Raw genomic sequence first — 23,310 nt, 5'->3', positions numbered from 1 at the left:
GGACCGAAAGAGTTCGGACATGCAGTTTTAGACAGGAGAGAAGAGAATGAACAAATTTGGGAAGAGACTGGTGATAGCATTGATGGCTAGCTCAATGCTTGCAACTCCGGTTTATGCGGCACCGAATACCGATGAAATCAAAGCTGAAAAGGAACAGAAAGAAAAAGAAGTCGAGTCTGTACAGGCACAGCTTCAGACGATGGTTTCCAAGATTTCTGAGACAGAAGAAAAGCTGGTCAGCAAAGGAGAGGAAATCCAGAAGGCGAAAGAAGATCTCGCCGCAGCTGAGGAAAAACAGCAGCAGCAGTATGAGTCGATGAAAGTCCGGATTAAATATATGTATGAACAGGGCGATACGAAAGCTCTGGAAGATCTGTTTACATCAAACAGCATTGCAGACTTTCTGAATCAGGCAGACTATATTGAAACCGTACATAATTACGACAGAGAAAAGCTTCAGGAATATGTAGAAACAACAAAAAAGATTGAAAACCTGAAAAAGACCCTGGAAGAAGATCTTGCAAATCTGGAAGAGATGCAGACATCTTTCGAAAGCCAGAAAGAACAATTAAGTCAGACACTGGCTGAGAAACAGGCAGAAGTAGAAAATCTTGATCAGGAACTTCAGGCAGCGATTGCGCAGGCAGCAGCAGAAGAAGAGGCAAGAAGAAAGGCGGAAGAGGAAGCCCGGAGAAAGGCGCAGGAGGAAGCGGCTGCAGCAGCGGAAAGCTCTTCCAGTTCCAATACGACTTCCAGCCAGTCAGGTTCATCGGGAAACCAGAACAGCAATACATCCTCTGGTTCATCCTCGGGGAATACGACATCCAGCAGTGGAAGTTCTAACAGCGGAAGTTCCAGCAGCGGAAGTTCCAGCAGTGGAAGTTCTAATAGTGGAACATCTAACAGCGGAAGCAGCACATCCAAACCGAGTACAGGTTCCGGATCCAGTTCCAGCAGTTCAGGCGGATCCAGCACAAGCAATGCAAGTGCTGCAAGTGTGATTGTAAGCGCTGCAAGAAGCTGTCTTGGTACACCGTATGTATGGGGCGGCAACACACCGGGATCAGGACTTGACTGTTCCGGACTCGTAAAATACTGCCACAGTGTGGCTGGCATCAGTGTAGCGAGAACATCTTCTGCTCTTGGAGCAGGCGGAAAGGCGGTATCCAGTCCGCAGCCTGGAGATGTAGTATGTTATGTCGGACATGTTGGTATCTATATCGGGGGAGGACAGATGATTCATGCCCCTCAGCCGGGTGAAGTCGTAAAGGTTCAGAGCGTTTACGGAAGCCCATGGTACAGAAGATACTGGTAAAATCAAGGTAAAATAAAGGAATTCATGAAAAAACGGCTTGCATGGCCGTTTTTTCTATGTTATACTACGAATGTTGCAAAAAAACACGCATGCGGTTACTTTCGGCGGTGCCGGCAGAATGTGCGGTTCCGGAGGGCAGAAACATGCGGAAGTAAAAAACCAAAACATATGGAGGAAGAAACATGAGCGTTATTTCAATGAAACAACTTTTGGAAGCCGGTGTTCACTTTGGACATCAGACAAGAAGATGGAACCCTAAGATGGCTGAGTACATCTACACAGAGAGAAACGGAATCTACATCATCGACTTACAGAAATCCGTTGGAAAAGTAGATGAGGCTTATCAGGCAGTATCCGATATTGCAGCAGAAGGCGGAACAATTCTTTTCGTAGGAACAAAGAAACAGGCTCAGGATGCTATCAAAACAGAAGCAGAGCGTTGCGGAATGTTCTATGTAAACGAAAGATGGCTTGGCGGTATGCTGACAAACTTCAAGACAATCCAGAGCAGAATCGAGCGTTTAAAAGAGATCGAAGCAATGGCTGAAGACGGAACATTTGACGTGCTTCCGAAGAAAGAAGTTATCGCATTAAAGAAAGAATGGGAAAAACTTGAGAAAAACCTTGGCGGTATCAAGAACATGAAGAGACTGCCGGACGCTATTTTCGTAGTAGATCCTAAGAAAGAAAGAATCTGTGTTCAGGAAGCACATACACTTGGAATTCCGCTGATCGGTATCGCTGATACAAACTGCGATCCGGAAGAACTGGACTATGTGATCCCGGGAAATGACGATGCAATCAGAGCTGTCAAACTGATCGTTTCCAAGATGGCAGACGCTGTTGTAGAAGCAAATCAGGGAGCAACTGGCGAAGAAGTATTCGAAGGCGAAGATACAGAGGCAGTTGAAGAGGCAGAAGAAACTGTAGAAGAATAATCCATTTCGACTAAGATTCAGGAGGAAAGCAAAATGGCAGTTACAGCAAGCATGGTAAAAGAATTAAGAGAAATGACAGGCGCAGGAATGATGGACTGTAAAAAAGCTCTTAGTGAAACAAACGGCGATATGGACGCAGCCGTTGAATATTTAAGAAAAAATGGTCAGGCAAAGGCTGAAAAGAAAGCTGGAAGAATTGCAGCAGAAGGTCTTGTTAAAGCAGCTGTAAAAGATGACAAGGTAGCAGCAATCGTAGAAGTAAACTCTGAAACAGACTTCGTTGCAAAGAACGCAGAGTTCCAGGGATTTGTTGATGCTGTAGTAAATCAGGCTCTGAATACAGATGCAGCTGATATGGACGCATTCATGGCTGAGGCATGGAACGCAGATCCGTCCAAGACAGTTCAGGATGCTCTGACAGAAAAGATCTCTGTGATCGGAGAAAAACTGAACATCAGAAGATTTGAGAAAATCACATCTGAAGGATGCGTTGTTGCATACATTCACGGCGGCGGAAGAATCGGTGTTCTTGTAGAAGCTGATACAAACGTTGTAAACGATGAAATCAAAGCATGCTTAAAGAACGTAGCAATGCAGGTAGCAGCTATGTCTCCGAAGTATGTATCCCGTGATGAAGTTTCTCAGGAATTCATGGATCACGAAAAAGAAATCCTTCTTGCTCAGGCTAAGAAAGAAAATCCGAACAAGCCGGACAACATTATCGAAAAGATGATCATCGGACGTCTCAACAAAGAGCTCAAAGAGTTCTGTCTGTTAGATCAGGTATACGTTCAGGACAGTGACCTGACAGTTGGAAAATATGTAGAAAAAGTTGCAAAAGAGAACAACGCAGAAGTTACTGTTAAGAAATTCGTTCGTTTTGAAACAGGCGAAGGAATCGAAAAGAAAGTTGACGACTTTGCAGCAGAAGTAGCAGCTCAGGCTGGTATGTAATTTTTAAAAGTATTAGGGCCCTTGAAGATACCCGTTTTGCGGGATTTTCAAGGGCTTTTTTTGTATCGAAGAAAATTGACCGCTTTTATAACACAACAAAAGGTGATATAATGTTCCAAGACAGTGACTTAAAGTGACAGCGACTTAAAGTAAAAAGGAGATGAAGGATGAAACGATTGGCTGCGGGGATTCTCTGCCTTGCAGGAGCGGTGCTCCTTTGTGGAGCCTGGACGCAATTTCGCTGGAATCAGTTTGAGATACCTGAGATTATTGGTTCGGAAATTGCCGGTGTGGGAAAATCCGAGGATGAAGCATGCCGGGAATTGTTTTCAGATTATACAGATGCGCTTCAGGGAATGAATGTGCCGTACGAATACCGGATTTACGATGCCGTTCTGAATCAGGTGGAAGTGCTGGACGGCAATGGTTATGTGCAGCTGGATTACACCATGGTACCGGCCGCTGTGAACAGTGAAATTATTCAGAATCTGGAACTGGTGTATCTGGGCGGTCAGGGAGCGGACCATGCCCTGTCCGGTATTGATTCAAGATATCTTTACCGGGGACAGATGGTAGTAAGACTGGAGGAGGAAAACGGAATCTATAAGATTACGGAAAAAATGCGTCCGGTGGATTATCAGATTCAGTCTCCGGAATTTCAGGAGGAGATCCGGACACCTCAAACCCAGCATTATGCGATGCGGACAGACAGAGAAGAGACCTATTATATTGATGACGGAGTGCTTTATGTTACCTATGACGGCGGAGAGACCTTTGCAGAGGTACCGGATGGCTATGAAAGAGTCTGCCGGGAGACAAACGGCCTGTATGATGAAAACCTGGAGGATGGAAGTTATCTGATATCTCCGGAGTTTACCGCATTTCTCGGATTTGACAGTGAGGGGACTGTTATGATTTACAGTACCGATCAGGGAGCAGTCTGGCAGGAGAGCAGGATCACAGATCTGGGATATAAAGCGGGTACGTACCTGTCAAGAATCGGAGATGGCTGTGTGGCGGTTTTTGCTATGGACCGGTCGCTCGGAACGGATTATTATGGGATCTGGATGACGGACGATATGAAAACATGGAGACAGATTTCCACTGGCGAGAGCATGATGCCCAATGTAAGTGCCGCGTTCTGGGTCGATGCTCAGACAGGATATTATGCATCCGGACAGGAGCAGAGTGTATTTTACCGGACTGTCGATCAGGGACAGACCTGGCAGGAAATCACGCTTCCTCAGGCGGATGCGGTTATCGAAAAGATGGGATACAATCCATTTGACCAGGTGGAGCAGTTCTATCTGGAAAACGGTGTTTATTATATGGTCGTTGGGCAGGGGGACGATGGAGATTATACGGATCAGGGAAATCTGATCAAAGCATTGTTCCGGTCCGAGGATGGAGAACAGTTTACATTTGAAAAAGAAATCACAGATTCTTTGCAGGAAGCAGGATAGGAGGACAAGATGACGAAGAAAATTTGGAGATTACTTTGCATTCTTTCGCTGTTTCTTGCGGGAATGCTTTTATTTGAAGGAGGAATCCTGTTTTTTCAGTATGGGGCAAGACGGGAAGGCCTTTACTCCGCTTTTGCAGGAGGATGTGCCGCACTGTTTTTCCTGACTGCATTTGTGAGAAGCTTTGGAGAAGAAGGACAGAAAGAATACCAAACCTGGAAGATGGCTCTTGCGGAAGGGAGTGCTGCACTTGTCTCCACAGGGGCGGCCCTTTATGTATTCCGGTATCAGCCGTTGGGTTTTCAGCTGAGGACTGCCGGAATTGTACTGTGTGCGGCTCTGGTTTTTATCTGGCAGAGCCTGTTCAGCAGAAAAAGCAGACAGTTGCAGGAAGAAAAGATGAAAAAGACACTGATGGGGCTGTTCCCGGAATGCCGCGATCAGACTCAGCTTACAGAAGCCCCCCGGATTGATGAGCAGGTGCAGAAGACTCTTCTGGTGAAAATGCAGATCTGGGAGCTCAGATGGTGTATTGGACTTCTGGCCGTGGGACTGATTGCAGGCCTGGCGGCGAATCTTAGAGGGGACTGGCAGATCTGGGCCCTTGGGCTGGTCATTGCAGTGGGATTTGCGTGGCTTTGCGGAAGAGACAGTATCCACACGGCAAGAATTCTGTCAGAATTTGTGGAAAGGCAGCAGAGCCAGGAGATGATTACCTTTTTCCTGTGCTACTATAGCAGGGCCCAAAGACGGTGGGAAAGTATGATTCCGACACTGCAGATCTATCTTCCGATTGCACTCTGCCAGAGTTCGGAATATGATAAGGCACTGGAACTGCTTGCGTGCATGAAGAAACGGCCGGAGGAAGAGGCGTATTATCTTGTCTGGGAGGCAGAAGCGCTGAAGGCAAAAGAGGACTGGGGTGCTCTGAAGGAGACGCTTGGAAAGCTGAAAGAGGCGATTCCTCATATGCCGAAAGCAAGACGTGCGGAGATGGAAGAGAAGTATCAGGCATACGAAAGAATATGGAAAGAGAAAGGGGAATGATGGTATGAGAGAGAGTGATTCCGCTACACTAATGACTGAGGGATTAATTTGGAAGAAGATTACTTTTTTTGCAGTGCCCATTTTTCTGGGCAATCTGTTTCAACAGATGTATAATACAGCGGATTCGCTGATAGTCGGTAATTTTCTTGGAAGCAATGCGCTGGCTGCGGTCAGCTCGTCAGGAAATCTGATCTATCTGATGATCGGATTTTTCAATGGAATCGCACTTGGAGCAGGAGTTGTGATTGCGCGATATTTTGGGGCAAGAGACCAGGAGAACGTGGAGAAGGCAGTACATACAACGGTAGCTTTCGGAATCGCGGCGAGTATTGTCCTGACGATTGTCGGAGTATTCTTTGCCCCTCAGATTCTTGTCTGGATGCAGACGCCGGCTAATGTCATGCCGGAGTCAACGGAATATTTCCGGGTCTACTTTATGGGATCCGCGGGATTTGTCATGTACAATATGTTCGTAGGAATCCTGCAGGCAGTGGGAGACAGCAAACATCCATTGTATTATCTGATTCTGTCATCCATAATTAATGTAGTTCTGGATATTGTGTTTATTACGGTATTTGATATGGGAGTGGGCGGAGCTGCCTTTGCTACCGATATTTCTCAGGTGGTCAGCGCTGTACTCTGTATGATCCAGTTGATGCGGTCCAAAGCGGAATACCGGCTGAACCTGCGGAAAATCCGGTTTGAATGGGATATCTTTAAACAGGTGATTCAGTTCGGTCTTCCATCCGGATTTCAGAATTCCATCATCGCCATTGCAAATGTTGTAGTACAGTCCAATATTAATTCCTTTGGCGAAATGGCCATGGCAGGATGCGGAGCATACTCCAAAATCGAGGGGTTCGGATTCCTGCCGATCACCAGCTTCACAATGGCACTTACCACATTTGTCAGTCAGAATCTGGGAGCGAAGAATTATGAGCGCACGAAAAAGGGTGCAAGATTCGGTATTGCCTGTGCCATGATCCTTGCGGAAATAGTAGGAATCGTGATCTTTCTTGCTGCCCCTGTTTTTGTTGGGGCATTTGACCGGACACCGGAGGTGATTGTATTTGGAACCGAGCGGGCACGGACATCTGCGCTGTTCTACTTCCTGCTGGCGTATTCGCACTCTATAGCGGCGGTACTGAGAGGAGCCGGCAAATCCGTTATACCTATGATTGTCATGATGATTTTCTGGTGCGTGATCCGTGTGGCGGTGCTGACAGGCGTGTCGATTTTGATTCCGTCCATTGCGGTAGTTTACTGGATCTATCCGCTGACATGGACTTTGAGTTCTGTCGCATTTTTTATCTACTATAAAAAGGCAAACTGGCTGTATGCCTTTTAAGACAAAGAGAGCTTCGGTATTGAACTGTCCGATACACAGGACATTCAGACCGGAGCTTTTTTGCGCATTTATGAAGATTATTAAGAAAAACGAAAGATTGGTCGAAGCAGATTGACAAACATAATATCCTAGTGTACTATTTAACTAGTTCACTGATACAGAAAGGAGGACAAAAATGGAATATCGTGTTGAAGCACCGATCTACATGCAGGTTATCAGAGATATTAAAAAGCGGATCGTCCGCAGACAGCTGCTTCCCGGAGAAAAGCTTCCGTCCAACAGAGAGCTTGCCGTTCTTTATAAGGTGAATCCGAATACGGCAGCAAGAATCTATAAAGAGATGGAAGCGGAAGGATATTGTTATACAAAGCGGGGACTTGGAACTTTCATTACGGAGGACGAAAAGATGCAGGAAGAGTTAAGGAAAGAGATGGCAGAGGCACTATTAAGTGGATTTATAAAAGAAATGCTGGATCTTGGATTTAGTAAAAACGAAATCATTACCCGGATAGAAGCATTTGATGAGGAGGAAGAGTTATGATTGCAGAAAGCAGAAGACTGACCAAGGCATTTATGGGAAAGAAAGCGGTAAAGGATGTTTCGCTGAAGATACGAAGTGGATCAATTTACGGGCTTCTTGGACCGAATGGAAGCGGGAAAACAACCTGGATGAAGATGATGACAGGATTTATCAAGCCGACACAGGGGGAAGTTGTTTTTGACGGGGCTCCATGGAATTACCGGGCGAAGAATCAGGTTGCCTACATGTCAACAGAGCCGTTTTACTACGATTTTATGAATATCGGCATGGTAGGAAAATACTACAGCGACTTTTTTGAAGAATTTGATCAGAAAAAGTTCCACGATCTGATTGCTAAAGTAGGTCTCTCGGAAGAAATGAAAATGCGGGAGATTTCCACCGGTATGATGGCAAAGCTGAAGGTGATCGCAACGCTTTCGAGAAAAGCGATGCTGTATATGCTGGATGAACCGCTAAATGGTATCGATCTGAAGGCAAGAGAAGAGATTATTGATGTCATTCTGACAACAGTCAGCGAGAAAAATGCAGTGATCATTTCTACACATCTGATTGAGGAGATTGAGTCCTTTATCGACCACGCCATCTTTATGAAAGACGGCAGTGTGATTTATGAATGTGACGTAGAAGAAGAACGAATGCGTTCCGGAAGAAGCGCGGCTGATCTGTACAGGGAACTGATGTAAAGGGGGAAGGAAAATGGGAAATCTGATTAAGTATGAATGGAGAAAGCAAAGACTGACTAGAATTTTGATCTTGGCCTGCCTTCTGGCTTTTATTGTACTTTTTTTAATCGGCGGTTTGGTCAAAAATGAAACCATAGTTGCGGTCAGTATTTTAATTATCACATTCGCAGGGATGTTTGGCATCTTTTACGTAGGAATTGAAAATCTGGTGATTTTAAACAGGGACCTGAAGACAAAGCAGAGTTATATGCTCTGGATGGTACCGCATTCCACATACGAGATTCTTGGAGCAAAACTGATTGCAGGAATTCTTCAGATGGTATTTGTCTTTCTTGCATTTTTTGCTGCAGGAGTGGTAACCGTCACTGTGACAGCGGCAAGTGAAGGATCTCTGGGAGATCTTTTGAGATCTTTGGGACGGCTCTTTAAGGAAGTCACAAACAGTAATGTTGACTGGGGGGCTTTTTTCGGAGTCTGCCTGCTTCTTCTGATCTCCTGGATTAATGTAATGATGGTAGGTTTTCTCGCAATCATTCTGACAAGAACGGTGCTGCTGAATGCAAGATTTGGAGGAGTGATTGCAGTGATCGTATTCTTCCTGATCAACATCGGGATTGAGAGGATCTATGTACTTTTCGATTCCCTCATTGATATGGCACCGCTTGGCGGGATGGGCGGAGTCAGCCTCTTTGACTACATTTTCTATATTGTAATGACAGTCCTGGCATTTTTCCTGACCGGATGGATTGCAGATGAGAAGCTGAGTGTCTGATAGAAGAAAGATCATAAAAAATACTTATAATATAATTAAAAATCATAATATGTCACGAGTGTGATTCGGGTATATAATGGATGTAACACTGGAAAAGAAAGAGATTCATCCACAGGAGGAAAAGAAGAAATGAAAACACTCGTGATCGGAGGTGTCGCGGCCGGAACTAAGGCTGCTGCAAAACTGAAAAGAGAAGACCGCAGCGCAGAGGTGACCCTGCTTACAAAAAGCAGAGAGATCTCCTATGCAGGCTGTGGTCTTCCATATTATGTAGGAGGACTGATTGAAACAGAAGAGGAGCTGATTGTTAATACACCGGAAAAATTTGCAGGTCTGACAGGTGTGCAGGTGCTGACCGGGAGAGAGGCGGTTGGTCTTGATCCGGAACGGAAATCCGTACATGTAAAAAATCTGGATGACGGCACGGAAGAGGAGTATACCTACGACAACCTGATTCTTGCTGTCGGAGCGTCTGCCATTGTCCCGGATGTGCCGGGAATCCGCCTTCCGGGGGTATTTCAGATGCGGACACCGGAGGATGCCCAAAATATGCGGTCCTATATGGAGGAGCATGAGGTCAGACGTGCGGTGGTGGCAGGAGGCGGTTTCATCGGACTGGAAATTGCGGAAAACCTGCATGCCAAAGGAATTGCAGTGACGGTCATTGATATGGCGCCTCAGATCATGCCAAATGTTCTGGACCCGGAAATGGCGGCCTATGCGAAGCGCCATCTTCAGAAGAAGGGAATCCGGATTCAGACAGGCACTGCGTTGAAAGCAGTACTTGGCGGAGAAAAGGCGTCCGGTATTCAGACGGATCAGGGAACGATTCAGTCAGATATGGTCGTTGTTTCAATCGGAATCCGTCCGAATACTGCATTTTTGAAGGACAGCGGAATTAAGATGGACAGAGGAACCATTGTAGTGGACGGACAGATGAGGACGAACCTTCCGGACGTGTACGCGGCAGGAGACTGCGTTGTCGTAAAGAACCGGATTACCGGGAAACCGCAGTGGTCAGCCATGGGATCTTCCGCAAACTATGAAGGAAGAACACTGGCACAGATTCTTGCCGGAAAAGAAAAGAACTATCCGGGCGTACTTGGGACAGGCGTCGTAAAGCTCCCGGGAATGAATGTAGGAAGAACCGGCCTTACCGAGGTGCAGGCAAAGGAAGCAGGGTATGATGTAGAAACGGTTCTTGCCGTGACAGATGATAAAGCCCATTATTATCCGGATGCAGATTCCTTTGCGACAAAGATGATTGCAGACCGTACAACCCACAAACTTCTTGGAATCCAGGTGCTTGGGGCCGGAGCAGCAGATAAGATGACAGATATTGCTGCAACGGCAATTGCGATGGATGCCCGGCTGGAAGATCTGGAAAATCTGGATCTGGCCTATGCGCCGCCGTTTTCCACGGCGATCCATCCGCTTGTACAGGCAGCGTATATTCTGGAAAACAAAATCAGCGGAGAAATGGTCAGCATGACTCCGGCGGAGTATGCCGAAGGAAAAGCAAAAGGCTATAAGGTGGTAGATGTCTGCCCGAATCCGCAGATTGCAGGAGCATTTTATGTGAATCTTTCCTCAGTCAACGGACCGATTGACGGGCTTGACAAAGACGAAAAGCTGTTGCTTGTCTGCCTGAAAGGCAAAAGAAGCTATTTCCTTCAGAACCGGTTAAAGGCATATGGATATACAAACACAGTCGTGCTTGAAGGTGCCCAGTACTTTAATGATGTCAAAGTAGAAGGGGGAAAATTCAAGGTTTCCCCGGAAGATATTACGAGAGTAAAGGCTCTGGGATTTCTTCAGGATAAGCGGACCGAGGACTGCTTTAACGCCCGCGTCATCACACGAAACGGAAAGATTACCGCGGAGGAAAGCCGTGTAATTGCCGAGGCGGCAGAGAAGTTCGGAAGCGGGGAAATCACCATGACCTCTCGGCTTACCATTGAGATTCAGAAAGTACCATATGCGAATATCGAACCGCTGCGGGAATTCCTGGCGGATGCAGGACTGGAAACGGGCGGTACCGGATCGAAGGTACGTCCGGTGGTATCCTGTAAAGGAACGACCTGCCAGTATGGACTGATTGATACCTTCCATCTGTCGGAAGTGATCCATGAGCGGTTTTATCACGGCTACAATCAGGTGAAGCTTCCGCACAAGTTCAAGATTGCGGTAGGCGGATGTCCGAATAACTGTGTGAAACCGGATCTTAATGATCTTGGAATTATCGGGCAGAGAGTTCCGGCTGTGGATCTCTCCAGGTGCCGCGGCTGTAAAGTCTGCCAGGTGGAAAACAACTGCCCGATCCATGTGGCAAGGATGGAAGACGGAAAGATCCGGATCGATGGAAGTCAGTGTAATCACTGCGGACGTTGTGTGGGGAAATGCCCATTTGGCGCAGTGAATACGGAGACGGAAGGATACAGAGTTTACATCGGAGGAAGATGGGGCAAGAAAGTGGCTCACGGACGTGCTCTGGAAAGGGTATTTACAAGTGAAGAAGAAGTACTGGATGTTGTAGAAAAGGCAATTCTTCTCTTCCGTGAACAGGGAATTACCGGAGAGCGTTTTGCCGATACGATTGAACGTCTCGGATTTGAAAACGTACAGAGTCAGCTTCTTTCTGATGAACTTCTTGAAAGAAAGCAGGAAAATCTGGCTGCACAGAAACATTTGAAAGGCGGAGCAACCTGTTAAGGATGAAGGAGAAGAGTTCAGGGATGCAGTATTTTACTGTGTCCCTGCTCTTGTTTTTAAGCTATAATTAAAAGTAAGAAAAGCGAGGAAAAGGAGGAAGAAGGAAATGGCATTATTACATGTGGATTTTTTCTCGGAAGTTCTGGAAAAGTGTATGAATATGGATGTGATCCTTCCGCAGAATACGACCAGTCAGATTGGAATGAAAGGAAATGCAAAGGCTGGAAAATACAAAACAGTCTATCTGCTCCATGGAATGAGTGATGATCATACAACCTGGCAGCGGAGGACGTCCATTGAACGATATGTCAGTGAATACGGGATTGCGGTAGTTATGCCGGATGCAGGGCTTGGATTTTATACAGATACGAAATACGGACTTCCTTACTGGACTTTTTTTTCACAGGAGCTTCCAAAAATCTGCCGTGAATTTTTTCCACAGTTGTCGGAAAAGAGGGAGGATACGCTGGCAGCCGGACTTTCCATGGGAGGATACGGAGCGTGGAAACTTGGCCTTGGAGCACCGGAGACATTCGGTGCAGCGGCATCTATGTCCGGAGTACTGGATGTAGCAAGAAGGGTAAAAGAAGAGGCTGCGGACATTGCGAGAAAACCGTCCGGTTTCTGGGAAGGAATCTTTGGAAATCCGGACAGGATTGCCGGATCGTCAAATGATCTGAAATATCTGGCAAAGAAACTGAAAGAAGAACAGAAACCGGAGCCAAGGCTGTTTGCCTGGTGCGGGACGGAGGATTTCCTGTATCAGAACAACCTGGATATGTGGGAAGAAATGAAGCGGCTCGGATATGAAGTTACAACCACAAGTTCCAGCGGAGACCACCAGTGGAAATACTGGGATGAGCAGATTCAGACGATTCTGGAATGGTGGATAAAATAAAGAAGTGAAAAGAATGAAAACACAAGAAGCGAAAGGAGTCACCTGGAAAAACCTGCTGATAGCGGCTGTTCTTCTGATTGGCTGTGTCGTGTTTTATTTTGGTGTTTACCGCAAGGCGAATGAACCGGTTGCCGTACTGGATCGGACCAATGCGGCTCCCGCCGTTCATACATTATCAGAAGTGACCGAAATTCTTATGCAATATGATGATTTCTTTACAGAAGAGATGGTGGAACACCTCTCTCTCGAACAGAATTTTGGTACTTATATTATTCCTGGCCTGAAATCCACCAGAACGGTAAACAGTAAAACAGGTCAGTCAGACATCTGCACTTCCATGACGCCGCAGGGAATGGATGTGACGGAAGACTCTATTTTTGTAAGCGCGTACTGCCATACTAAAAAACACAATTCCGTACTGTATCAGATTGACAAAAAATCCGGGCGGTTTGTAAAAGAAATTATTATGCCAAACAGGACTCATGCCGGCGGCATTGCGTATGACAACCTGAATCAGGTGCTGTGGGTTTCAGATATGCTAAACGGGGAGGCAGCGGTAAGCTTGTATACAATGGAAGCTCTGGAAAACTATCAGTATGACAAGACAAAAAAGCCCCTTCCATTTTTGGAAACCCATGCGTTGGAGGGGCTTGCAAGAAATTCTTTCATGGCATTTCGGGGAGGGAGCCTTTATGCTGGATATTTTTCTCTTTCCGGGGACAGCATCATCAATCGGTATTCGGTGGATTTTGAAATCAATGAACAGAATAAGGAGGAATATGAGGAGCTGAACAGGGAGAGGGAACTGTTCAGCAATGTTGCAATTGACCAGGAATGGGCGGATATTCTTTCTCAGGTTCAGGGACTGGAGGTGTTCGGAAACTATCTGTTCCTTTCCCAGTCCTACGGATTTTCAGATTCCAAACTCCGTATTTATGAAAGATCTGTCATTGAATCAGAGAAATACAGTCTGAAGAAGAAAGAAGAGATTAAAAGCTTTTCGCTTCCCAACCGTATGGAACAGATCTGTATTCAGGATGGACGGCTCTATATGCTGTTTGAATCCGGTGCTTATGTTTACCGCGGCATCCCGGTCAACTGTGTCGACCGGATTATTTCGGTTGATCTGAAGGATGTCCTGAAGAATCTTGATTAGCTGAGGAGAGAAACGGGTTTTTCTGAATATGACGGTAAATCAGTGAAGCAATAACTTCGATATCCTCCTTCATACCATCCTCAATCCAGTGCAGAAAAATATTATAAAGCGCTCCGGAATAGTAGTAGAGCTCGTATTTCCTCGGGGAATCCGAATCTGCCATACCCGCAATGGTCAGCATATAAAAGTCCAGACCGTGCAGGATGATTTCGGAGCGGTTTGATTTTTTCAGGCAAAGCGCATAGTCTGCATATTTCTGAAGATAGCGCAGACCGTGGAGAATGTGATCATAAGTCTGAAAGCCGTTCTGAAGTTCTGGAAAATCATTGGCAAGCGACAAAGCATATTCTTTAATGATGCGAAACATATAGTCCATCAGAATCTCATCTTTGGAATGATAATTGCGGTAATAGGACATCCGGGATACACCGGCTCTTTCAGTAATATCGGTAATGGTGATGTCGTCATAATCCTTTGTGTGCATCAGCTGCAAAAGCGCATCCATGATGCAGCGTTTTGTAAAAGAAGGGCCTTTGCGTACCCGGCTGGATGAATTCATGAACAAAACCTCCTGATTTGTAACAAAAATGTAAAAGTATCTTGCTTTCCCTAAAAGCAAATGTTACAATTGTAACATTTAGTAATATGCCAGTAGTTTAGCAGAAAAACTGGGGAAAAGCAAGAGATACGGGAGGATGGATCATGCAGTTTGGTATTGTAAGTGACAGTTCCTGTGATCTGCCTGAGGCATATTTGCAGGCGGAACAGGTACAGATAGTATCATTTTATATTTCTTTTGACGGAGAAAATTATTATCAGGAGGGAAAGCAGATCTCTATTCCGGATTTTTATCAGAAGATGGCAGACAATCCGGACTGCTTTCCAAAGACATCCATGCCATCTGTTCAGGACTATGTGGATGCATTTGTCCCATTTGTCAAAGACGGAATGCCGGTACTATGTATCTGCCTTTCCAAGAAGCTGAGCGGCTCCATGCAGGCCGCCATCAATGCGAAACAGGTAGTGGAAGAGCAGTATGAGGGGGCAAGAATTGAGATTCTGGATTCGGCCCTTGCAACTGCATTACAGGGAATGCTTGTAAAAGCAGCTGTGGAAATCCGTAATGTGGGAGAATCCCTCGATGAGGCAGTCAGATGTCTGGGGGAAATTCGTAAAAGCGGTCATATTTTCTTTACAACAGATGATTTAAAATATCTGGAACATGGTGGAAGAATCGGAAAAGCTGCTTCTGTCGCAGGAAGCGTGCTGAAGATCAAGCCTCTTCTGCAGTTTTATGACGGAGAGCTCGGACCGGCAGAGCTTTGCCGGGGGAGGAAGAAGTCAATTTTAAAGCTCATCGAAAAAATGGAGACATATATGGAAGAGCATGACATTCATCCGGAGGATTATTATATTGTGACCGGAGTCGGGCTGTGGGTGGAAGAGTATGAGCAGTTTAAAAACCAGCTGGCGGAAAGACTGGAAGAAGCCGGTTTTCATGTGGCACAGTGGGAAGATATTCAGATCGGTGCCACCATTGGTGTACATACCGGACCATATCCTCTTGGTACCGGACTATTGAAGCGATGGAAAAAGGAATGTAGCTTTTTGTCGTTTTTCAGCAGCATTTTGTCGATAAGTGTAGTTTTTCCTGTTATTTTCAAAGAAAGTCGTTATGATAGTAGCGGAGGTTGGAAGGAGGAAAACATGCAGCTGATTTACGAAACATTGAGAAGTTTGGGTTTGACTTCAAAATATCAGGGATATCAGCAGCTGGCCGAGGCAACAAAGATCGTACTGGAAAACGACAACTTCATGCTGAATGTAACGAAGAATATTTATCCGGAGGTGGCATTCAGGCTGAAGGTGACTTCGCAGAGTGTAGAGCGGAATATCCGGACAGCGATAGAAGTATGCTGGAGGCAGAGCGGGCCGGAAGGCTTCAGCAAAATTGCGGGCTGTAAAATAACAAGAATTCCAACAAATGCAGAGTTTATAGACATGTTCGCCTTCTACATCAAAACTCATAGCTGATGAGGGATAAGGACTAAAAGAATCGCATACATCATTTTTGGGGACGTGTTCCGGTGTAACGGTACACGTCCCCAAAATTATTCTAAATGGAGGGTGGACGCTTTACAAATAGAAAAAAGATGATTATAATAGGTGGAAGTCAGGGGGCGGTTTTATGGAAAGAGCAAATGAGTTTGAGCTGCCGGTACATTTTATCATGGCGGTATTCGGAGGATTTGTAGGTGCATATGCCATACTTGCAAGGATGGAGGTGTTCGGATCTGCGCAGACAGCAAACTTGATTGAGCTGGTGTGCAGTGTTCTGGGAAGGAATCCGGAGGAGGTGCTGACCAGGGTGGCGGCACTGTTGGTATACATGAGCGCAATGGTCGTTGCGGCTGTTCTCGCAAAAAAAGTACAATGGAATCTGAAGTATCTGGCAATTTTTCTGGACGCTTCTGCAATTCTGGCAGTTGGATATTTTCCGGAGAATATGGATCCGGTGATGGCGCTTTATCCGGTTTTTTTTGTCACGGCTTTTCAGTGGTGTGTGTTTCAGGGAGCAAAAGGATATACAAGCTCCACGATTTTTTCTACAAATAATCTAAAACAGACCGTCTTTGCCATAACAGAATATTTCCTATACAGAAAAGAAGAGAAAGTCCGTAAAGAGAAAGCGGAAAAGGCTCTTGTTTTTGGAGGTACGCTTCTCAGTTTTCATATTGGTGTCGGGTTTTGTTATCTGATATGGCTGCAGTATGGAATTCACAGTGTCTGGTTCGGGAGCATTCCTCTTCTGGCAGGGGCAGTGCTCCTTGTGATTCAGGATGTGAGGGCAAAAGCATATACACGGGAGCAGGATTCCGTTTCCTGTTCGTAACGATAAAAAACAGACTGCGGGGCAGTCTGTTTTGTTTGTCTTTACAATCGCAGCGAAAGAAAATCAGATCTCCATTTTCTTATAAGCCTCTTCAGGATCCAATGTGTAGGTTCCATCTTCGAACTGAAAGAGAGGAATCCCGATCGTATGTCCGTTCCGGACTTCTTCAAAAAGATCCATTGTGTCGCGAAGCTTCAGAAACCGTTTCAGATTTGCTGTTGACTTTGTAATATCAAAATAATTGTACTGGATACTGTCATCTGCATGCTCTTTTAAGTATGCTTTTGTATCAAGGCAGTCTCCGCAAATATCAGAACCATAAATAATGACTTTCATACCGTATATGCTCCTTTTTTGTTTTACTATAACATGGACCAAAGAAAAGTACAATATGAGATCTTCTGTTCTGAGTATGGTCTTCGGAAGAAAAAAACATTTTACATTTTGCCCGGATCGTGTAGAATAAAAGATGGATGTATGGGAGAGATGGGAAACGCCAGAAAAAAGGAGTAGTGAAAGAATGAATCAGATTAGAAAGCGTGCGCAAGAGAAGAGGGAAGAGATCTGCAGGGACAGAAGATACCTGCATCAGAATCCGGAAATCGGAATGGATCTTCCCGGGACGGTTTCCTATATCGGTGAACGTCTCTCAGAGATGGGAATTAAATGGAACTTCTGTGGAGGAGAACTTTCGGAAAAAATGACTGCAGATTATATGGAAGCAGGATTTCCGGAGATGAAAAAAGCAGTAGGAATTACGGCAGTGATCGGACAGGGAAGTCCGTGTATTCTTTTAAGGGCGGATATGGACGCACTCCCGATCCGTGAGGAGACGGGCCTTCCATATTGTTCTGCGAATGGATACGGACACATGTGCGGACATGACAGTCATGCGGCCATGCTTCTTGGGGCCGCAGGAATTTTGAAAGAAATGGAGAGTGAACTTTGCGGATCCGTCAAGCTTTTATTTCAGCCGGGAGAAGATACAGGCGCGGGGGCAAAGATGATGGTCGCGGGAGGCGCCTTGAGAAATCCGGATGTTGATGCGGCTTTCGGACTGCATGTGCAGCCGCTTCAGGAAACAGGGCGGGTCGGTTACTGCAGAGGGGTAAATTCTGCATCGCTTGATACCTTTATTCTAAAAATCAAAGGAAAAGGCGGACACAGTTCCCAGCCTCAGATCTGCGTGGACCCGTTGATGATTTTGAATCAGGTATATCAGGCGGTCAACCTGCTTGTGACAAGAGAGGTGGATCCGGCTGCCATGGCAACTCTGACCTGCGGAGTCGTAAAGGGAGGAACAGCTGTCAATATCATTCCTGATACAGCAGAACTCCATATTGGAGTCCGTACTCTGGATTTAGGAGCATCGGAGCATCTACGCAGACGGATTCCGGAGGTCATTGACCATTATGTACGGGCCTGGAACGGGGATTATGAAATGACAGTATTTCAGACGCCGTGTACATACAGCGACAGAAAATTTGTAAAAGAAATGCTGCCTTTTCTAGAAGAGACCGCAGGCAGAGAAAATGTAGAGGAAATTCCGCCGATGAGCGGGACAGAAGATTTTGGATATGTCACAAGAGAAGTACCGGGAATGTTTGTGTTTATCGGGGCGGGAAAAGAGGGGAATGCCCCGCTTCACAATGCACACATGGTACTTGACGAGGAGGTTTTACCGATCGGGGCAGCCATCTACGCGGATGCGGCCGTGTCATGGCTGAAGAAAAAAAGGAACGAGGAGTAAAACATGAATCAGACCAGAAAAGGATCAAGAGGCTTTCATATGCCTCATGTCTTTATTATTTTACTTTTTATTATGCTGATGATTACAGCGCTTTCTTATATGATACCAAGCGGAAGCTACGAGAGAGTTGAGGATACACTCTCCGGCATGAACATCATTGATCCGGATACTTTCCGATATGTGGAAAATGAGAATCCGATTACGTTTATGAACTATTTCGAGGCTGTCTATAATGGATTTGTAAACGGTGCGTCGATTATGGGAACACTTTTTATCTGTTCCGGGGTGATTTACTTTCTTGAAGTGAGCGGCGCATTTGCGGCCGGCATCGAAAAGATTCTGCAAAAGACTAAAGGAAAAGAGTTTTCTGTCGTTTTCATTTTTTATACAATTTTTGTAATCTTCGGGGTTCTGGGTTATGGAGAGGCGGCATATCCGTTTTATCCGCTTGCCATCACAATCGGATTTGCTCTGGGATATGACCGGATGGTAGGAGCCGGTCTTGCGATTGTCGGAAGTACAGTAGGATTTACGGCCGGTCTGATGAATATGTTTACGACCGGAGTCGCACAGCAAATCGTAGGGCTGCCGATTTTTTCCGGAATGGCCTACCGGTGTGCGGGACTTCTTGTGTTTTATCTGATCGGTCTGACCGGTCTTTACCGGTACTGCAGAAAGATCAAGAAGAATCCGAACACCAGTATTTTAAAAGAAGAATACCTTAGCCGGTCCGGAAAAGACAGAGAGGAAATCAAAGAGAAAATGACTGTTCCGAGAGTTCTTGGACTTCTTGCGTTTGGAATTGTCATTGTTGTTCAGGGGATCGGATGTACCCGGTTTGGGTGGTCATTCCCTCAGGTCGCGGCAGTTTATCTTATACTTGGTGTTGCGCTCGTGATTATCTTCCGAATGAATCCAAGTAAGGCATGTGACCTGTTCTGTCAGGGGGCTGTCCGTGTGTTTGGCGCTGCATTTGCGGTAGGACTTGCACAGGCAGTTATGGTACTGATGAATCAGGCATGCATTATGGATACGATTGTCCATGGGATGTCTGTTTTTCTGGAAAACAAAGGCCCGTTTTTTGCACTGCTTACCATCTTTGTATTTGTTACGCTATTTAATTTTTTTGTGGTATCCGGAAGCGGTAAAGCAGTTATGGTTATGCCGATTCTTCAGCCGCTTGGAAAGATTCTTCATATTAATCAACAGGTGCTTGTATTGACCTACCAGTACGGTGACGGGATTACCAACAGCTTCTGGCCGGGAGGAAGTCTTGTGCAGCTTTCACTTTGTAAAGTAGGATATGGCGCCTGGATGAAGTTCTGTTGGAAAATTTACGTGTCTATGATGGCAGCAGCGTTTCTTCTGGTAGTGATTGCCAATCAGATCGGGTACGGACCTTTTTAGTGGAATGAAATGGTGTGGAAGGAAGAGAGGATTGAAATGGAAAACACAGTTCAGATGAAAAATCAGATCACAGAGGGAGTGATCTGGAAACAGCTTTTAGTATTCTTTTTTCCGATTATGATCGGAACCTTTTTTCAGCAGCTTTACAATACCATCGATACGGTGGTAGTCGGACAGTTTGTAGGGACCAGGGCACTTGCAAGTGTAGGAGGATCCTCAGCCCAGATGATTAACCTTGTCGTCGGTTTCTTTACAGGGCTTTCTTCCGGAGCATCGGTCATTATTGCCCAGTATTATGGGGCCAGAGATGCACAATTTGTACGGCAGGGAATCCATAACGCCTACGCTATCGCTATAGTCGGGGGAATCGGACTCAGTATTCTGGGAATTGTGCTGGCGCCGTCCATGCTCAGCATGATGAATACACCGTCCGAGATTGTACATGACTCAACGGTCTACCTCCGGGTTTATTTTTCAGGACTTGTTTTTACTTTTGTTTACAATATTGGTTCCAGTATTCTGCGGGCAGTGGGGGATTCCAGAACACCGCTTTATATTCTGATTGCCTGCTGTATTGTAAATATTGTTCTGGACCTCGTCTTTGTGATTGTTTTTCATGAAGGTGTATTTGGAGTTGCCCTTGCAACTTTGCTGGCACAGGCATTCAGCGCTGTGCTTGTAACACTGAAGCTGATGCGCTCAGAGGGAATGTTACAGCTGAAGCTTTCCAAAATCCGTTTTTACCGTACCGCGTTTATCGGACAGATTAAACTTGGTATTCCGACCGGAATAGAATCGATTCTGTTTGCGATTACCAATATCGCGATTCAGGCGTCTCTGAATTCCTTCGGGACAGATACAACGGCGGCGTGGTCGGCATATGGAAAGCTGGATGCTATTTTCTGGATGATTAATACAGCGTTTGGAATTTCCATTACAACATTTGTCGGTCAGAACTATGGAGCAGGAAAGACAGACCGCATTAAAAAAAGTGTAAAAGTCTGCCTTGGAATGGAACTTGTAACAGCTTTCGTGATGGTCGTGTTTTTGATTGCTACAAGAGGATTTCTGTTCCGTATGTTTACATCAGATGCCAATGTCATTCAGATTGGAAGCGACATGCTTGTTCTGATTGCACCATGGTATATTGTCTATGTTTTTATTGAGATTCTTGCAGGAGCACTCAGGGGAATCGGAGATGTGATTGTTCCGGTTATCATTACGCTGGGAGGAATCTGTGTGCTTCGTATCGTCTGGCTTGCGGTTGCACTGAAAATCAGTCCGACGATTTCGGCAATTATTTTCAGCTATCCGGTGACCTGGATCCTGACCGCTGTGATTTTTATCGGGTATTATTATTACAAGCATAAAAAGACTGGAATTGTTTAGAAACAGGAGGGATTATTATGAATGCATATGTACACAAAGTTCATTATTATGAAACTGACCGGATGGGGATCACGCACCATTCCAATTATATCCGCTGGATGGAGGAAGCCAGAGTGGATTTTCTTGACCAGGCGGGATGGGGATTTGACCGGATGGAGGAAGAAGGCATTGTATCTCCTGTTATTCACGTGGACTGTGATTTCAAGAAAACAACGACATTTCAGGATGTAGTCGAAATTATGGTACACATTGAAGAGTATAATGGTGTGAAAATGAAGATCGCCTACGAGATGAGCTGCCGGGGAGAGCAGGTTGCTGTCGGACATTCCGGACACTGTTTCCTGGATCATGACGGCAGACCGATCCGGATGAAGAAAAGCTTTCCGGAACTGGATCAGATGTTCCGGGAGATGACAGAAGGGAGAAAAGAAGCATGCGTGAAATAAAAGTAGAGTGGTTTGGACATTCCTGTTTCAGAATTACAAAGGATGGATATGCAATTGTTTTTGATCCATACGAGGATAACAATGTACCGGGTCTGACACTGGAAACATTGCAGGCAGATGAAGTCATCGCAAGCCATGAACATGGTGACCACAATGCAAGGAAAAAGGTGGAGCTCCGGAGCGAGAAGAAAGACAGTCCGTTTCAGATGATCCGTCTGGAAAGTTTCCATGACGACTGCCGCGGAGAGAAAAGAGGGTTCAACATCATGACTGTTCTGGAATCGGAAGGAATCCGGATCGCTCATCTGGGAGATATCGGATGTATGCCATCCCCGGAGCAGATGGAAGTACTTACAGGTCTGGATGCAGTAATGGTACCTGTGGGAGGCTTTTATACGATGGAGCCGGATGAAATCAGAGAACTTTTAAAAGAGTTGGATCCGAAAGTCATCATTCCGATGCACTACAGAAGTGAGACATTCGGTTACGATGTAATTGGGACACTGGATGGATTTTTAAAAGCGGAAGACCCGGTGGTAACATACGATACCAATACGCTGATCGTCTGTCCTGATATGGAAAAACAGATTGCAGTTCTTTCCTGTCCGGAGCAGAAGTCATGAAGCGACTAAAACAGATTTTTCTTCCGGTCTTCTGGCTGATATTTCTTTTGACGGTTTCATCCTGTGGAAGTATTTCAGAAAATTCCCACGGGGAATCTGCCGGCGGTCTGGAAAACAAAACAGAGCAGATCGATACTGCCGTCCGGAAAGAAGCGGAAGCGCTTGTTGAAGAATTGCCGGAATACAGCGGCGAGCCCTATACTGTTGTGGCAGACAATGAACCGGATTTTTCAGATTCGGAACTTCAGACGGAAGCTTACGAAGAATACAGTGAACTGGATGAGCTTGGCCGGTGCGGGACAGCAAAGGCCAATATCGGAGAGGAATTGATGCCGACAGAAGACCGGGAAAGTATTTCGGAGATCAAACCGTCGGGATGGATCAATAAGGAATACGATGATGTGGACGGAGGGTATCTTTATAATCGCTGCCATCTGATCGGTTTTCAGCTGACCGCGGAGAATGCAAACGAAGAGAATCTGATTACCGGTACCAGATATATGAATACGGAAGGAATGCTTCCGTTTGAAAATATGGTAGCAGATTATATCAAAGAGACGGATAACCATGTTCTGTACGAAGTGACACCGGTTTTTGAAGATGACAATCTGGTGGCGTCCGGTGTTCTGATGGAAGCAGAGTCTGTGGAGGATGACGGGGCAGGCATTTCTTTCTACGTCTATGTGTATAATGTACAGCCGGGAATTGAGATAGACTATGTCACGGGAGAAAGCCGTGAAGCGGAGGATACACAGACAGAGGCAGGGACAGAAAACGGTCAGGCAGCAGAGGAAACTTATATACTCAATACAAATACAATGAAGTTTCATGATCCGGACTGTGCAAGTGTCGGGGATATGAAAGCCTCTAATACGAGGGAGTACAGCGGAAGCAGGGAAGATGTGATCCAAATGGGATACGATCCCTGCGGAAGATGCAGGCCGTAATCTGCCGCATCATTCTGCACTGGAATAA

Annotated in this window: 22 protein-coding genes; 20 read left to right on the top strand and 2 right to left on the bottom strand. The window is 45.7% G+C overall.

The window, feature by feature from the left end; genetic code table 11:
- The first annotated feature begins 46 nt into the window (after nucleotides 1–46).
- From Selli1_RS01125 to Selli1_RS01070, 12 genes are all read left to right on the top strand, one after another.
- A complete protein-coding gene (locus tag Selli1_RS01125) occupies nucleotides 47–1,315 on the top strand; it encodes a C40 family peptidase (RefSeq protein ID WP_281872086.1) in 1,269 nt (422 codons plus the stop codon).
- Between the two features lie 182 nt (nucleotides 1,316–1,497).
- A complete protein-coding gene (gene rpsB, locus Selli1_RS01120) occupies nucleotides 1,498–2,253 on the top strand; it encodes a 30S ribosomal protein S2 (protein ID WP_087169689.1) in 756 nt (251 codons plus the stop codon).
- Nucleotides 2,254–2,286: 33 nt separating this feature from the next.
- Nucleotides 2,287–3,207 (top strand): translation elongation factor Ts, encoded by a 921-nt coding sequence (tsf, locus tag Selli1_RS01115; protein WP_087255165.1) that lies wholly within the window; start codon nucleotides 2,287–2,289, stop codon nucleotides 3,205–3,207.
- Nucleotides 3,208–3,374: 167 nt separating this feature from the next.
- Nucleotides 3,375–4,670: a WD40/YVTN/BNR-like repeat-containing protein gene (locus tag Selli1_RS01110; protein WP_118635921.1), complete on the top strand. Its 1,296-nt coding sequence runs from the start codon at nucleotides 3,375–3,377 to the stop codon at nucleotides 4,668–4,670.
- A 9-nt stretch (nucleotides 4,671–4,679) separates the two neighbouring features.
- A complete protein-coding gene (locus tag Selli1_RS01105; protein WP_281872084.1) occupies nucleotides 4,680–5,717 on the top strand; it encodes a hypothetical protein in 1,038 nt (345 codons plus the stop codon).
- Between the two features lie 4 nt (nucleotides 5,718–5,721).
- Nucleotides 5,722–7,065: an MATE family efflux transporter gene (locus Selli1_RS01100; protein WP_281872082.1), complete on the top strand. Its 1,344-nt coding sequence runs from the start codon at nucleotides 5,722–5,724 to the stop codon at nucleotides 7,063–7,065.
- A 175-nt stretch (nucleotides 7,066–7,240) separates the two neighbouring features.
- Nucleotides 7,241–7,606: a GntR family transcriptional regulator gene (locus Selli1_RS01095; protein ID WP_087168587.1), complete on the top strand. Its 366-nt coding sequence runs from the start codon at nucleotides 7,241–7,243 to the stop codon at nucleotides 7,604–7,606.
- The gene (locus Selli1_RS01090; RefSeq protein ID WP_087168586.1) at nucleotides 7,603–8,289 is read left to right on the top strand and encodes an ABC transporter ATP-binding protein; all 687 of its coding nucleotides are present in this window, start codon (nucleotides 7,603–7,605) and stop codon (nucleotides 8,287–8,289) included. Before Selli1_RS01095 ends, Selli1_RS01090 begins: the two co-directional genes overlap by 4 nt.
- A gap of 13 nt (nucleotides 8,290–8,302) precedes the next feature.
- Nucleotides 8,303–9,061, top strand: coding sequence for an ABC transporter permease (locus tag Selli1_RS01085; RefSeq protein WP_281845214.1), 759 nt, complete (start codon nucleotides 8,303–8,305; stop codon nucleotides 9,059–9,061).
- Between the two features lie 129 nt (nucleotides 9,062–9,190).
- Nucleotides 9,191–11,773: an FAD-dependent oxidoreductase gene (locus Selli1_RS01080; protein ID WP_281845213.1), complete on the top strand. Its 2,583-nt coding sequence runs from the start codon at nucleotides 9,191–9,193 to the stop codon at nucleotides 11,771–11,773.
- Nucleotides 11,774–11,879: 106 nt separating this feature from the next.
- Nucleotides 11,880–12,671, top strand: coding sequence for an alpha/beta hydrolase (locus Selli1_RS01075; RefSeq protein WP_087168583.1), 792 nt, complete (start codon nucleotides 11,880–11,882; stop codon nucleotides 12,669–12,671).
- 13 nt (nucleotides 12,672–12,684) lie between these two features.
- Nucleotides 12,685–13,827: a YncE family protein gene (locus Selli1_RS01070; RefSeq protein ID WP_281845212.1), complete on the top strand. Its 1,143-nt coding sequence runs from the start codon at nucleotides 12,685–12,687 to the stop codon at nucleotides 13,825–13,827.
- On the opposite strand, the gene Selli1_RS01065 is transcribed toward Selli1_RS01070, so the two are convergent.
- On the bottom strand, nucleotides 13,784–14,386 hold the full coding sequence (locus Selli1_RS01065) for a TetR/AcrR family transcriptional regulator (RefSeq protein WP_087168581.1): 603 nt from the start codon (nucleotides 14,384–14,386) through the stop codon (nucleotides 13,784–13,786). The genes Selli1_RS01070 and Selli1_RS01065 overlap by 44 nt on opposite strands.
- A gap of 143 nt (nucleotides 14,387–14,529) precedes the next feature.
- Between Selli1_RS01065 and Selli1_RS01060 the strand changes: the two genes are divergently transcribed.
- Both Selli1_RS01060 and Selli1_RS01055 read left to right on the top strand, forming a co-directional pair.
- Nucleotides 14,530–15,861: a DegV family protein gene (locus tag Selli1_RS01060; protein ID WP_281845211.1), complete on the top strand. Its 1,332-nt coding sequence runs from the start codon at nucleotides 14,530–14,532 to the stop codon at nucleotides 15,859–15,861.
- Between the two features lie 154 nt (nucleotides 15,862–16,015).
- Nucleotides 16,016–16,720 carry a YoaK family protein gene (locus Selli1_RS01055; protein ID WP_204863609.1) on the top strand — a complete coding sequence of 235 codons (705 nt, stop codon included), beginning with the start codon at nucleotides 16,016–16,018 and terminating at the stop codon, nucleotides 16,718–16,720.
- A 63-nt stretch (nucleotides 16,721–16,783) separates the two neighbouring features.
- Here Selli1_RS01055 and Selli1_RS01050 read toward each other — a convergent pair whose 3' ends face one another.
- Entirely contained in the window at nucleotides 16,784–17,056 is a 273-nt protein-coding gene (locus Selli1_RS01050) for a hypothetical protein (protein ID WP_087168578.1), read from the bottom strand.
- Between the two features lie 184 nt (nucleotides 17,057–17,240).
- Between Selli1_RS01050 and Selli1_RS01045 the strand changes: the two genes are divergently transcribed.
- From Selli1_RS01045 to Selli1_RS01020, 6 genes are read left to right on the top strand one after another with little or no spacing between them, the layout of a single operon-like run.
- On the top strand, nucleotides 17,241–18,470 hold the full coding sequence (locus tag Selli1_RS01045; protein ID WP_281872081.1) for a M20 metallopeptidase family protein: 1,230 nt from the start codon (nucleotides 17,241–17,243) through the stop codon (nucleotides 18,468–18,470).
- A 3-nt stretch (nucleotides 18,471–18,473) separates the two neighbouring features.
- Nucleotides 18,474–19,877, top strand: a complete 1,404-nt coding sequence (locus tag Selli1_RS01040) for a YfcC family protein (RefSeq protein WP_087168576.1) — start codon at nucleotides 18,474–18,476, stop codon at nucleotides 19,875–19,877.
- Between the two features lie 36 nt (nucleotides 19,878–19,913).
- Nucleotides 19,914–21,266 carry an MATE family efflux transporter gene (locus tag Selli1_RS01035; RefSeq protein ID WP_281845209.1) on the top strand — a complete coding sequence of 451 codons (1,353 nt, stop codon included), beginning with the start codon at nucleotides 19,914–19,916 and terminating at the stop codon, nucleotides 21,264–21,266.
- A 17-nt stretch (nucleotides 21,267–21,283) separates the two neighbouring features.
- Entirely contained in the window at nucleotides 21,284–21,712 is a 429-nt protein-coding gene (locus Selli1_RS01030; RefSeq protein ID WP_087168574.1) for an acyl-CoA thioesterase, read from the top strand.
- Nucleotides 21,700–22,335 (top strand): MBL fold metallo-hydrolase, encoded by a 636-nt coding sequence (locus tag Selli1_RS01025; RefSeq protein WP_191433529.1) that lies wholly within the window; start codon nucleotides 21,700–21,702, stop codon nucleotides 22,333–22,335. The genes Selli1_RS01030 and Selli1_RS01025 overlap by 13 nt, the downstream gene beginning before the upstream one ends.
- Nucleotides 22,332–23,282 carry a DNA/RNA non-specific endonuclease gene (locus tag Selli1_RS01020; protein ID WP_281845207.1) on the top strand — a complete coding sequence of 317 codons (951 nt, stop codon included), beginning with the start codon at nucleotides 22,332–22,334 and terminating at the stop codon, nucleotides 23,280–23,282. The genes Selli1_RS01025 and Selli1_RS01020 overlap by 4 nt, the downstream gene beginning before the upstream one ends.
- The last annotated feature ends 28 nt before the right edge of the window (nucleotides 23,283–23,310 follow it).

Source organism: Sellimonas catena (genome assembly GCF_027924685.1).
Taxonomy (GTDB): Bacteria; Bacillota; Clostridia; order Lachnospirales; family Lachnospiraceae; genus Sellimonas; species Sellimonas catena.
Note: the sequence above shows the minus strand (reverse complement) of the source record. Positions and strands in the feature narration are given on the sequence as shown.